Consider the following 12255-nt stretch of genomic DNA (forward strand, 5'->3'; position numbering starts at 1 on the left):
GAGTATCTGCAAGTAATTCTCAGTTGAGAGTGATTATTCAAGATTGCCGGGGATCGGGCAACTCAAGGTTGGCCCAGCCGACAAACGAACAGCGGCGGCCCTGCCCCGACGCGAGCGCATTTTTCCGAAGATTGCCCGCGAGCAAATCGCTACACTGCGCCCATGTCGCGTGCCGGATGCACGCATGAGTCAACAGATCAGCGGGATGCAGGAGATAGGCGTGCTCAAGAAACTGGGAATCAAAGGTCGCGTGTTGTTGCTGACCTTGTTGCCGACCAGCCTGATGGCGCTGGTGCTGGGTGGTTATTTCACCTGGACGCAGCAGTCCGACTTGCAGAGCCAATTGATGCAGCGCGGCGAGATGATCGCCGAGCAACTGGCGCCGCTGGTGGCCCCCGCCATGGGTCACGGCAACAGCGATCTGCTGGAGCGCATTGCCACGCAGTCCCTTGAACAACCGGACGTGCGCGCGGTGACCTTCCTCGCCCCGGATCGCTCGCCACTGGCTCACGCCGGGCCAACCATGCTCAATCAGGCGCCCAGCGGCGACAGCGCGCATTTGCAACGGCGCAGCGGCAATGACGCGACGCGTTACCTGATGCCGGTATTCGGCAAGCATCGCAATCTCGCTGGCGAATTGATCCCGCAAGAGTCTGACCGCTTGCTCGGCTGGGTCGAGTTGGAGCTATCGCACAACGGCATGCTGCTGCGCGGTTATCGCAGCCTGTTTGCCAGCCTGCTGCTGATTGCCGCCGGTCTGGCCGGCGCGGCACTGCTGGCGTTGCGCATGGGCCGCACCATCAATCGCCCGCTGAGCCAGATCAAACAAGCCGTCGCGCAACTCAAAGACGGCCATCTGGAAACACGTTTGCCGCCGCTCGGCAGTCAGGAGCTGGATGAGCTGGCCTCGGGCATCAACCGCATGGCCGGCACCCTGCAAAACGCCCGCGAAGAACTGCAACACAGTGTCGATCAGGCCACCGAGGACGTCCGGCAGAATCTGGAAACCATCGAAATCCAGAACATCGAACTGGATCTGGCGCGCAAAGAGGCGCTGGAAGCCAGCCGGATCAAATCCGAATTCCTCGCCAACATGAGTCACGAGATCCGCACGCCACTCAACGGCATTCTCGGTTTCACCCATCTGTTGCAGAAAAGCGAACTGACCCCGCGCCAGCTCGATTATCTGGGCACCATCGAAAAATCCGCCGACAGCTTGCTGGGGATCATCAACGAAATCCTCGATTTCTCGAAAATCGAAGCCGGCAAGCTGGTGCTCGACCATATTCCGTTCAATCTGCGCGACCTGCTGCAGGACACCCTGACCATCCTCGCCCCGGCCGCGCACGCCAAGCAGTTGGAGCTGGTCAGTCTGGTCTATCGCGACACGCCGCTGTCGCTGGTCGGTGACCCGCTGCGTCTGAAGCAGATCCTCACCAACCTGGTGAGCAACGCGATCAAGTTCACCCGCGAAGGCACTATCGTCGCCAGAGCGATGCTGGAAGAAGAACACGAAGACAGTGTGCAGTTGCGAATCAGTATTCAGGACACTGGCATTGGCTTGTCCACTCAGGACGTGCGTGCACTGTTCCAGGCATTCAGTCAGGCGGACAACTCGCTGTCGCGGCAACCGGGGGGCACCGGTCTGGGGCTGGTGATTTCCAAACGCCTGATCGAACAGATGGGCGGTGAAATCGGCGTCGACAGCACGCCGGGCGAAGGCTCGGAGTTCTGGATCAGTCTGAGCCTGCCCAAGACCCGTGATGATGCCGAAGACTTGCCCTCGGCGCCGCTGCTCGGGCGCCGTGTGGCGGTACTGGAGAATCACGAACTGGCGCGCCAGGCCTTGCAGCATCAACTGGAGGACTGTGGCCTCGATGTCACGCCATTCAACACCCTCGAAACCTTGACCAACGGCGTCACCGGCGCGCACCAGACCGATCAGGCGATTGATCTGGCGGTCATCGGCATCACCAGCAACGACATGCTGCCCGAGCGTTTGAACCAGCACATCTGGGACCTCGAACACCTAGGCTGCAAAGTACTGGTGCTGTGCCCGACCACCGAACAGACACTGTTTCATCTATCGGTGCCGAACCCGCACAGCCAACTGCAAGCGAAACCGGCCTGCACGCGCAAATTGCGTCGCGCGCTGGCCGATCTGGTCAACCCGCGTCAGCCGCGCAATGAGCCGGGCGAACCGCTGTCGAGCCGTGCGCCGAAAGTGCTTTGTGTCGACGACAACCCGGCCAACCTGCTGCTGGTGCAGACCCTGCTCGAAGATATGGGCGCCAAGGTGCTCGCCGTGGAAAGCGGCTACGCGGCGGTCAAAGCGGTGCAAAGCGAATCCTTCGATCTGGTGCTGATGGACGTGCAGATGCCGGGCATGGACGGCCGCCAAAGCACCGAAACCATTCGCCAATGGGAAAGCGAACGGCATTGCACGCCGCTGCCGATCGTCGCCCTCACCGCCCACGCCATGGCCAACGAAAAACGCGCGCTGCTGCAAAGCGGTATGGACGACTACCTGACCAAACCGATCAGCGAGCGGCAACTGGCCCAGGTGGTACTGAAATGGACCGGGCTGGCATTGCGCAATCAAGCGCCGGAGCGGATCAGCGACAGTGCGGCGGGCAATAATGAACTACCGGTGCTTGATCATGAGGAAGGCTTGCGCCTGGCCGCCGGCAAGGCTGACTTGGCGGCGGACATGCTGGCCATGTTGCTCGCCTCGCTTGAAGCCGACCGCGAAGCCATTCGCACGGCGTGCGAAAACCGCGACCAGAATGCCTTGATCGAACGCGTCCATCGTCTGCACGGTGCCACCCGTTATTGCGGCGTACCGCAATTGCGCGCGGCCTGTCAGCGCAGCGAAACCCTGCTCAAGCAGGACGACCCGAAAGCCGTGGCAGCGCTGGAAGAACTGGAGCTCGCGATCAACCGCCTCGCGGCGCAAGCGAAGATCAGCGCCTGATCCACGGCAATGCCGGCCAACACCGGCAGCGCTAAAGTGAGTTCGGGTGATTCAATCCGTGTCGATGCTCCAGGAGGATTTCATGCGCACGCTCGTTTTCAGTAGCCAGACCTACGACCGCGACAGCTTCCTCGCCGCCGATTGCCCGGCGGGTGTCGAACTGCACTTTCAACCGGCCCGACTCAGCCTCGATACGGCGGCGCTGGCCGACGCACATGAAGTGGTCTGCGCCTTCATCAATGACGACCTCAGCGCTCCAGTGCTCGAGCGTCTGGCCGCTGGCGGCACACGCCTGATCGCCCTGCGCTCGGCGGGTTACAACCATGTCGATCTGCCCGCCGCGAAACGCCTGGGAATGGCCGTGGTGCGCGTACCTGCCTACTCGCCGCACGCGGTGGCCGAACACGCGGTGGCGCTGATCCTCGCCCTCAACCGCCGTCTGCACCGGGCCTATAACCGCACCCGTGAGGGCGATTTCAGCCTGCATGGCCTGACCGGTTTCGACCTGGTCGGTAAAACCGTGGGGATCGTCGGCACCGGTCAGATCGGCGCGACCTTCGCGAAAATCATGCACGGTTTCGGCTGTGAACTGCTGGCCTACGATCCCTTTCCGAACCCGGATGTTCTGGCGTTGGGTGCGCGCTATCTGAGCCTGCCGGAACTGCTCGCGCAGTCGCGGATCATCAGCCTGCACTGCCCGCTCAACGAGCAGAGCAAACACTTGATCAACCGCAATTCACTGGCGCACATGCAAACCGGCGCCATGCTGATCAATACCGGTCGCGGTGGTCTGATCGACACCCCGGCCCTGATTGACGCATTGAAGGACGGCCAACTCGGTTATCTGGGTCTGGATGTCTATGAAGAAGAGGCGCAACTGTTTTTCGAGGATCGTTCCGACCTGCCCTTGCAGGACGATGTGCTGGCGCGATTGCTGACCTTTCCCAACGTGATCATTACAGCGCATCAAGCCTTTCTGACGCATGAAGCGCTGGGTGCGATTGCCGCAACCACCTTGCACAACATCGCGACCTGGGCGGCGGGAACGCCACAGAACCAGGTCGTAGGCTGAGCGCTTTTCAGCTTATTTCGGGGAAAGCGAGGACGCCAGAATCAGCAATGCCAGCCAGCCGAAGCCAAAAAAGCGCTGTTTCATCGAGTGGCCGTAGCGCAGCAGGAACCAGACGAAAAACATCGGCAGCAGGAAGATCATGATCTTCAGCCAGCCTTCCACCGGACGACTGCCGTCGGCATTGGCCTGCTCAGTGGCCGGTTGCTCGGTGGGCTGCTGGCGCCGACGCCGCGCGGCGGCGGGCATGACTTTCGGCAAAGGTTGCGGCTCAGGCGCTGGAGCACTGACTTCGGGCACAGCCTTGTTACGCGGCAGACTGCCGAACGAGATTGTCGCAGCCTGAACAGGCGCGACTACGGTCTGCGCGTGTACTGCTTGCTCCGCCATTGGAGCCCCACAATGAATGCACGCATCGGCTTCGGAGCTGATGCTCTTTTTGCATTCATAACATTCGATCAGCGCCATGTTCCGTTCCTTCAGATTCGAGGCCGGCAGTTTGCCATGAGTGTCGCGGCATTTGAACCGGATCGAAGGTCGCACGCGCGCATCATTCTGCAATCAAGCCCGTGCTAGCATGTCGCGCATATTTGGAGGACCCATGGTCGAACACGATTTCCGCTACACCCTGATGAACCCGCAACACACCCTCACCGAATGCCGCGCCCTCGTTCCGGGCCGCTATCAGGTCACCGGCAATGGTGGCTCGATTCGCATCGGTGACGCCTTGTTGGTCACCCTCAAAGGCAGCAAGGACTTGTCCATGCGCCTGACCGTTGAAACCGTCCGCCACCTGATCAATCCGCCGGGCCAATGGACCGCGATGACCACAGGTCCGGTATTTGGTGAACTGGCGATCCACACCTGGCAGGTCAACTGCGACAGCTGCGCCAAAGATCTGAGCTTCGAATTCGCCGAGGATGCCAAACTCGGTAAAACCGCAGAGAAACCGGCAGCCACCGCGCGCATCGCCGAACTGGGCTGGAAAGCCGTTGGCGACAAGCACGTGTGCCCGAAATGCCAGGTGTCGGCATGATCAAACGCCTTGCCCTGACCGCGCTCGTCGGTGCCGGCCTGGTGGGTTGCGCCGCAGAGCCTGTGCAACTGCAACAGAACCGCAGCTACATTCTGGAGTGGATCGGTGAGCGGCCGCTGATGGATTACAGCCATCTGACCGTGACCCTGGGCGATGATGGCCGTGCTTACGGCAACGGTGGCTGCAACCATTGGTTCGCGCCATATACGCTGGACGGCGACAAGCTGACCTTCGGCAAGATCGGCAAGACCCGCAAACTGTGTGCGCCGGCGCTGATGGAGCAGGAGCAGCGCTTCCTGCAGGCGCTGGAGCATGTCCAGCGCTGGGACATCTCGCCGATCGAGCAGATGCGTTTCTGGCCGGCTGAAGGCAAGCCTCTGCGTTGGTGGCTGGAAGAGGGTTAAGCCTCAGGCCGCCAAAGCCCTCACCCTAGCCCTCTCCCAGAGGGAGAGGGGACTGATTGGGGGATATTGGAGAGCTACGCCGACCTGAACGGCCTATGCCGAATCCATAATCGACCGAGTTCCGCTGTGGCGAATTCATAATCGACTGGATTTTTCAGGTCGATGGAGGATGCCAGACACCTCGGTCAGCCCCCTCTCCCCCCCGGGAGAGGGCTGGGGTGAGGGGCTTTTGACGTTACTTGGTCGCCTGCAACGCCTCAAGCTTCGCCATCACCCCCGCCGCCGTCTGCTCGCCCATCAACTGCTCACGCACCTTGCCCTTGTTGTCGATGATGTACGTCACCGGCAATGCCTCACTGCGCGGCAACTCGAACAGTTCCGCCGGATCCTGCGCCAGCACGGTGAACTTGATGCCCAGCTTTTCGCTGGCATCTTTCAGCTCCACACCCTGCACATTGTCGAAGTTGACCCCGAACACGCCGACGTTCTTGCTCTTCAGCTCATCAGCCAAATGGTTGAGCTCCGGGATCTCGGTCCGGCACGGGCCGCACCATTCGGCCCAGTAGTTCAGCACCACCCATTGTTTGTCCAGACGCTCCGACGCGACCTTCTGACCGTTCTGGTCAATGCCGTAGTCGTTGCCGCAGCCCCCCAGCATCAACGCCCCGATTACCGTCAATGCCGCTGCCAATCGCCGTGTCATGTCGTGTTCCTTGTGAAAATTTGAAGGCGCCTGCGACCCATTGCCTCCGAAGGTTCTGGATTGCGCGCTGCACAGTTAGAATAGCCGCCACTTTACGCCAGAAGCGACCCGCCATGACCGATCTGACGCTTTATCACAATCCGCGCTGCTCGAAATCCCGCGGCGCGCTGGAACTTCTTGAAGCCCGCGGCCTGACCCCGAACGTCGTGCGTTACCTCGAAACCCCGCTGAATGCGGCGCAAATCAAGGCCCTGCTCGGCAAGCTCGGGATCAGCGCCCGTCAGTTGCTGCGCACCGGGGAAGATGAATACAAAATGCTTCAACTGGCTGACGAAAGCCTCAGCGAAGCGCAATTGATCGACGCCATCGCCCAGCATCCAAAACTGATGGAGCGACCGATTCTCGAAGTCGGCAACAAAGCCGTCATCGGTCGTCCGCCGGAAAATATCCTGGAGTTGTTACCGTGAGCGCGCCCTACATTCTGGTGCTGTATTACAGCCGCAACGGCTCGACCAACGAGATGGCCCGGCAGATTGCGCGCGGTGTCGAACAGGCCGGCCTTGAAGCCCGTTTGCGTACGGTGCCTGCGATTTCCACCGAATGTGAAGCCGTGGCTTCGGATATCCCGGACGAAGGCGCGCTGTACGCGAGCCTGGATGATCTGAAGAACTGCGCCGGGCTGGCCCTCGGCAGCCCGACGCGTTTCGGCAACATGGCCGCGCCGCTGAAGTACTTTCTCGATGGCACCAGCAATCTGTGGCTGACCGGCGCCCTCGTCGGTAAACCGGCCGGTGTGTTCACGTCTACCGCCAGTCTGCACGGAGGTCAGGAAACCACCTTGCTGTCGATGATGTTGCCGCTGTTGCACCACGGCATGCTGATCACCGGTCTGCCGTACAGCGAGTCGGCACTTCTGGAAACTCAGGGTGGCGGTACGCCTTACGGTGCCAGTCATCACGCTGGGGCTGACGGCAAAAAAGGCCTCGATCAGCATGAAGTGGCGCTGTGCCGTGCGCTGGGTCTGCGCTTGGCCAGGACTGCGCAGAAACTGGAGCGCTGACAGTGGCGAAGAAGCCGAAAGTCCTGCCCTCGGTCGAATGGCTTGAGCCGCGAGTGAAGGCGATGCGGGCGCTCAGCCTGCTGAGCTTTTTTGCCCTCGCCGGTCTGCTCGCGGCCTACTACCTGCTGTTCGCCGACCTGCACGGCGCGCGACCGTGGGTGATTCTACTGGTCGAACTGATCCCGTGGATCGTCCTTGCCCCGGCGATGATCATGGGCAGCGCCCGCGGGCATTCGTGGATGTGTTTTGTGGTGAATCTGTATTTCATCAAGGGCGCACTGGCGGCGTATGACCCGAGCCGCCAGTGGTTTGGTGTGCTGGAGATGATCGCGAGCCTGGCGGTGTTCTGCTCGGCGCTGTTGTATGTGCGGTGGCGGTATCAGTTGAATCGTAAATTGGCTGGCGAAGGCGAAATCTCCGTCGCCTGATTGAAAAGATCGCAGCCTTCGGCAGCTCCTACATTTGAAATGCGTTTCCCTGTAGGAGCTGCCGACGGCTGCGATCTTTTAGCTATTCAATGATTGACGGTGTAAGCCAGCATCATCGAAATCTGACTCATCGGCCGCCCGCCGCTCTGCTCATGCCACTGATTGAACACATCCTGCACAATGGCCAGATCGCGCAAACTGGTCGGCGCCTTGTCGACGATCTTCTGTGCATTCAGCGCCGCGACCACGTCGTAGCTCGGCACGAAGGTGTCCTTGCCGACCATGCGCAAAAAGCGTGGCGCTGATAGTCCCCCCAATTGATGACCGTGCTTTTTCAGATAGGTCCACAGGCCGACGATATCGGTCACCGGCCAGTCGGCAATCAGCGCACCGAAACTGCCCTTCTCCTTCTCCACATCGAGAATGAACTGGGCATTGCGCGGCACGCTTTTCAGTTTGCCCAAATGGCGAATGATCCGCGCGTCCTGCATCAGACGCTCAAGGTGTTCGGCACTCATCAGCACGACTTTTTCCGGGTCGAACTTGAAGAACACTTCTTCGAAGGCCGGCCACTTGGCGTCGACCAGACTGTGCTTGAGGCCGGCACGGAACACGCGCAGGGCCATGGTTGAAAGGTAGCGGTCGTCGCTGATCTTGCGCAGTTGCGCCGGGGTCTTGGGAACGGGCAGATGGGCTTCCAGTTCAGCCGCCGAACCGAAGCGGTTCAGACAGTATTCGTGCAGCCACTTGTAATCGCGCATGCCCTCTCCTATTGAATGAAGCGAAGAAACCAATGTGGGAGCGAGCCTGCTCGCGAAGTGGGAGTCTCAGTCAACAAATCAGTTGAATGAAACACCGCTTTCGCGAGCAGGCTCGCTCCCACATTTGAAGGTGTTTACAAATTGACGACGTTAACGAAGCGCGAAGCCGCGGTCTCGTCGATTTTCAGGCTGGTGAAGTCGAACAGGTTGCGGTCGGCCAGTTGCGACGGGATCACGTTCTGCAGACTGCGGAAGATGCTTTCGGTTCGGCCTGGGGTCTTGCGCTCCCAGTCCAGCAGCATTTCCTTGACCACCTGACGCTGCAGGTTTTCCTGCGAACCGCAGAGGTTGCACGGGATGATCGGGAAATCCTTGAAGTCCGAGTAAGCCTGAATGTCTTTCTCGTTGCAGTACGCCAGCGGACGGATTACCACGTTGCGACCATCGTCGGCGCGCAGCTTTGGCGGCATTGCCTTGAGCGAGCCGTTGAAAAACATGTTGAGGAAGAACGTCTCGACGATGTCGTCACGGTGGTGACCGAGGGCCATTTTGGTCGCGCCGATTTCGTCGGCGAAGGTGTACAGCGTGCCGCGACGCAGGCGCGAGCACAGCGAGCAAGTGGTCTTGCCTTCCGGGATCAGATCCTTGACCACCGAGTAGGTGTCTTTTTCGACGATGTGGTACTCGACGCCCAGCTCTTTCAGGTAGGCCGGCAGCACGTGTTCGGGGAAGCCCGGTTGCTTCTGGTCCATGTTCACCGCGACGATCTCGAACTTGATCGGGGCAACCTTCTGCAGGTGCAGCAGCACGTCGAGCATGGTGTAGCTGTCCTTGCCCCCGGACAGGCAGACCATGACCTTGTCGCCATCTTCAATCATGTTGAAATCGGCGACCGCTTCGCCGGCCAGGCGGCGCAGGCGCTTTTGCAGTTTGTTCTGGTTGACCGTAAGAGTGCCCATGACGCGAAATCCGTGAGGTGTGACGAAAGGCCGGCATATTACGCAAAAACCCCGGCGTTGTGGGCACAGGTTGTCGAGGCCCAAGTTTGCATTCTTTACAGACCCCAAGGCGATTAAGCCCTGTGTTTACAGCGCGATTTGCTCTAAGCCCCTAATACCTGTACGGGTAAGACCTTTCTATACTGCGACATAAGGTCGCACACAATCTGAAGACCTGTATTTGCTCGGCCACCTTGGCCCGTAGGCGCTCCGTTGGGGGGCGATGGCAATAACAAGAGGAGTGACTGGCATGATCCATCACGTAGTGGGACTTTTTACCCACCCCGATCAGGAATGGAAGGAGATCCGTGGCGACCAAGAGGAAAGCATCAGCCACATGTACCTCACCCACACGCTGATCCTGGCGGCCATCCCCGCCATCTCGGCGTTTATCGGCACCACTCAGGTTGGCTGGGTGATCGGCAACCGCGCACCGGTGATGCTGACCTTTGAAAGCGCACTGTGGATGACGATCATGTCGTACCTGGCCATGCTCGGCGGGGTCGCGGTCATGGGTGCCTTCGTGCACTGGATGGCGCGTACCTATGACGCCAACCCGAGTCTGGCCCGTTGTGTCGCATTTGCCACTTATACTGCGACACCGCTGTTCGTCGGCGGTCTAGCGGCGCTGTATCCGCATATGTGGCTGGGGATGATCGTCGGTACGGCGGCCATCTGCTACACGGTTTATCTGTTGTATGTGGGGCTGCCGACATTCATGAATATTCCGTCGGACGAAGGTTTTCTATTCTCAAGCTCGGTGCTGGCGGTGGGTCTGGTAGTGCTGGTCGCCATCATGGCATTCACCGTGATTGTCTGGGGGCTGGGCGTCGGGCCTGTGTATACGAACTGACTCGACAGGGCTGATCACAGGCCGCCGCAAGGCGGCCTTGTCGTTTCAAGGATGACCATTCGGCAGCTCGGCGATTCGCAAGTCCACAGGGTTGCGGCATACTCGACGCCTCTGGAGATCCATCAAGCATGCCCGAGCAACTCAATACCCGCGTCGAAAACTGTTACCAACTCGCTGAATCCTTTTTCAAACGTTCTTTCCCGCGCCCTGTCGTCAGCCTCAAGCTGCGCGGGCAAAAAGCCGGTGTCGCGCATCTGCACGAGAACCTGCTGCGCTTCAATCCGCAGTTGTACCGGGAAAACGCTGAACACTTCCTCAAGCAGACCGTGGCCCACGAAGTCGCGCACCTGATCGCCCATCAGCTGTTCGGCGACCGTATCCAGCCCCATGGCGAGGAATGGCAACTGATCATGCGCGGCGTTTACGAACTGCCGCCGGATCGCTGCCACACCTATGCAATCAAGCGCCGCAGCGTGACCCGCTATATCTACAAATGCCCGTGCGCCGACAGCGATTTTCCGTTTTCGGCGCAGCGCCATAGTCTGGTGCGGCAGGGGCGGCGGTATTTGTGTCGGCGCTGCCGCAACACCTTGGTGTTCAGTGGTGAGATGCGGGTGGAATAGCCCGGATTTGCAGTGCCTTGGCTGGCCCCTTCGCGAGCAGGCTCGCTCCCACAGTGGGCCGCATTCCAAATGTGGGAGCGAGCCTGCTCGCGAAGAGGGCGGTACAGGCACTAGAGAATCACTTTGGAAGCACGCAATTCAGCAATCCGCTCAGCACTAATCCCCAACTCGCCCAACACTTGATCCGTATGCTGCCCCAACGCCGCGCCGACATGCCGCGGTGCCGGCAACGCTTCGGAAAACTTCAACGGACAGGCCATCTGCGCCTGCGTCGTGCCATCCCCGCGCGGCACCTGCATCACCAATTCCCGCGCCTGCAACTGCGGATGGCGCACCGCCTCACCCAGGCTCAACACCGGCTCGACACACGCATCGATCCCGGCAAACATCTCGCACAGTTCGGCAAAGTCATGCTTTTCGAACTCGACCGTCAGTGCGTACTTCAACGCCCGCTGCTGTTCAGGCTTGGGCGACAAGCCCTGCGCCGCCATCTCCGGCCGCCCCAACGCCGTACACAGTTGCTGCATGAACCCGGGTTCCAGACTGCCCACCGACATCCAGCGCCCATCGCGAGAGCGGTAGTAGTCGTAAAAACTACCACCATTGAGCATCTGGTCTTCCCATTCAGGCTCTTCACCGCACGCCAGATAACCGGCACCGGCCATCGCATTCAGACTGAACGCGCAATCGGTCATGCTCACATCCAGATGCGTGCCCTGCCCGGTCTGCTGCCGGGCAATCACCGCCGCCAACAACCCGATCACCCCGTGCAACGAACCACCCGCAACATCCGCCACTTGCATGCCCAGCGGCAACGGCCCGCTGTCGGCGCGGCCGGTGTAACTGGCCAGCCCCGCCAGCGCCAGATAGTTGATGTCATGCCCGGCGCGATCCTTGTACGGCCCGGTCTGGCCGTAACCGGTAATCGACACGTAAATCAGCTTTGGATTGATCGCCTTCAGCGCTTCATAGCCCAGACCCAAACGCTCCATGACACCGGGGCGAAACTGTTCCAGAACGATGTCGTAATCGCCCAGCAGTTGCTTGACCACTTCCAGCGCCTCGGGCTGCTTCAGATCCAGCGCCAGGCTGCGCTTGTTGCGGTTCAGGTAGGCATGACTGGCCGAGACTCCGCCATCATGCGGCGGCAACACGCGCAGCAGGTCCAGGCGCGTCGGTGATTCGATGCGCAGCACTTCCGCGCCCATGTCCGCCAGCAACAACGAGGCGAACGGCCCCGGCAGCAGCGTCGAGAAATCGAGGATCTTCAGTGAGGCCAGCGGTGCAGACATGGGCGAACTCCTTAAGCGATGCACTCAGCCTAGGCAGCGATGCCACGTACAGCA

Annotated in this window: 14 protein-coding genes; 9 read left to right on the forward strand and 5 right to left on the reverse strand. The window is 60.3% G+C overall.

All coding sequences use genetic code 11. The annotated features are described in order from the left end of the window. Positions 1-220 precede the first annotated feature (220 nt). Complete coding sequence (locus tag PspR84_RS21475) at positions 221-2974, forward strand: response regulator (RefSeq protein WP_160060126.1); 2754 nt, start codon at positions 221-223, stop codon at positions 2972-2974. An 82-nt stretch (positions 2975-3056) separates the two neighbouring features. Further along, entirely contained in the window at positions 3057-4046 is a 990-nt protein-coding gene (locus tag PspR84_RS21480) for a 2-hydroxyacid dehydrogenase (RefSeq protein WP_160059058.1), read from the forward strand. A gap of 12 nt (positions 4047-4058) precedes the next feature. On the opposite strand, the gene PspR84_RS21485 is transcribed toward PspR84_RS21480, so the two are convergent. Beyond that, positions 4059-4511 carry a hypothetical protein gene (locus PspR84_RS21485; protein ID WP_160059059.1) on the reverse strand — a complete coding sequence of 151 codons (453 nt, stop codon included), beginning with the start codon at positions 4509-4511 and terminating at the stop codon, positions 4059-4061. Positions 4512-4644: 133 nt separating this feature from the next. Between PspR84_RS21485 and PspR84_RS21490 the strand changes: the two genes are divergently transcribed. Together PspR84_RS21490 and PspR84_RS21495 are read left to right on the forward strand one after the other, a co-directional pair. Beyond that, positions 4645-5079 (forward strand): hypothetical protein, encoded by a 435-nt coding sequence (locus PspR84_RS21490; protein WP_160059060.1) that lies wholly within the window; start codon positions 4645-4647, stop codon positions 5077-5079. After that, positions 5079-5483, forward strand: a complete 405-nt coding sequence (locus PspR84_RS21495; RefSeq protein ID WP_160060127.1) for an META domain-containing protein — start codon at positions 5079-5081, stop codon at positions 5481-5483. Before PspR84_RS21490 ends, PspR84_RS21495 begins: the two co-directional genes overlap by 1 nt. Positions 5484-5718: 235 nt before the next feature. Here PspR84_RS21495 and PspR84_RS21500 read toward each other — a convergent pair whose 3' ends face one another. Further along, the gene (locus PspR84_RS21500; protein ID WP_160059061.1) at positions 5719-6186 is read right to left on the reverse strand and encodes a TlpA disulfide reductase family protein; all 468 of its coding nucleotides are present in this window, start codon (positions 6184-6186) and stop codon (positions 5719-5721) included. A gap of 113 nt (positions 6187-6299) precedes the next feature. On the opposite strand from PspR84_RS21500, the gene arsC reads away from it, so the two are divergent. Genes arsC through PspR84_RS21515 form a run of 3 tightly spaced genes read left to right on the forward strand, consistent with a single transcriptional unit; the run spans position 6300 to position 7674 of the window. Then, positions 6300-6653 carry an arsenate reductase (glutaredoxin) gene (gene arsC / locus PspR84_RS21505; protein WP_160059062.1) on the forward strand — a complete coding sequence of 118 codons (354 nt, stop codon included), beginning with the start codon at positions 6300-6302 and terminating at the stop codon, positions 6651-6653. Then, the gene (wrbA, locus tag PspR84_RS21510; protein ID WP_160059063.1) at positions 6650-7246 is read left to right on the forward strand and encodes an NAD(P)H:quinone oxidoreductase; all 597 of its coding nucleotides are present in this window, start codon (positions 6650-6652) and stop codon (positions 7244-7246) included. Before arsC ends, wrbA begins: the two co-directional genes overlap by 4 nt. A gap of 2 nt (positions 7247-7248) precedes the next feature. Then, positions 7249-7674 carry a DUF2069 domain-containing protein gene (locus PspR84_RS21515; RefSeq protein WP_160059064.1) on the forward strand — a complete coding sequence of 142 codons (426 nt, stop codon included), beginning with the start codon at positions 7249-7251 and terminating at the stop codon, positions 7672-7674. Between the two features lie 86 nt (positions 7675-7760). On the opposite strand, the gene PspR84_RS21520 is transcribed toward PspR84_RS21515, so the two are convergent. Continuing rightward, positions 7761-8435, reverse strand: coding sequence for a DNA-3-methyladenine glycosylase I (locus PspR84_RS21520; RefSeq protein WP_160059065.1), 675 nt, complete (start codon positions 8433-8435; stop codon positions 7761-7763). A gap of 134 nt (positions 8436-8569) precedes the next feature. Next, positions 8570-9394 carry a tRNA 2-thiocytidine(32) synthetase TtcA gene (gene ttcA, locus PspR84_RS21525; protein WP_160059066.1) on the reverse strand — a complete coding sequence of 275 codons (825 nt, stop codon included), beginning with the start codon at positions 9392-9394 and terminating at the stop codon, positions 8570-8572. 289 nt (positions 9395-9683) lie between these two features. Here ttcA and PspR84_RS21530 point away from each other — a divergent pair, with 289 nt between their 5' ends. Both PspR84_RS21530 and PspR84_RS21535 read left to right on the forward strand, forming a co-directional pair. After that, the gene (locus tag PspR84_RS21530; protein WP_102901694.1) at positions 9684-10286 is read left to right on the forward strand and encodes a Yip1 family protein; all 603 of its coding nucleotides are present in this window, start codon (positions 9684-9686) and stop codon (positions 10284-10286) included. A 128-nt stretch (positions 10287-10414) separates the two neighbouring features. Then, positions 10415-10909: a SprT family zinc-dependent metalloprotease gene (locus PspR84_RS21535; RefSeq protein WP_160059067.1), complete on the forward strand. Its 495-nt coding sequence runs from the start codon at positions 10415-10417 to the stop codon at positions 10907-10909. Between the two features lie 110 nt (positions 10910-11019). On the opposite strand, the gene PspR84_RS21540 is transcribed toward PspR84_RS21535, so the two are convergent. Beyond that, entirely contained in the window at positions 11020-12201 is a 1182-nt protein-coding gene (locus tag PspR84_RS21540; protein WP_160059068.1) for a CaiB/BaiF CoA-transferase family protein, read from the reverse strand. Between the last annotated feature and the right edge of the window lie 54 nt (positions 12202-12255).

Origin of the sequence: Pseudomonas sp. R84 (genome assembly GCF_009834515.1) — a bacterium.
Classification (GTDB): Bacteria; Pseudomonadota; Gammaproteobacteria; order Pseudomonadales; family Pseudomonadaceae; genus Aquipseudomonas.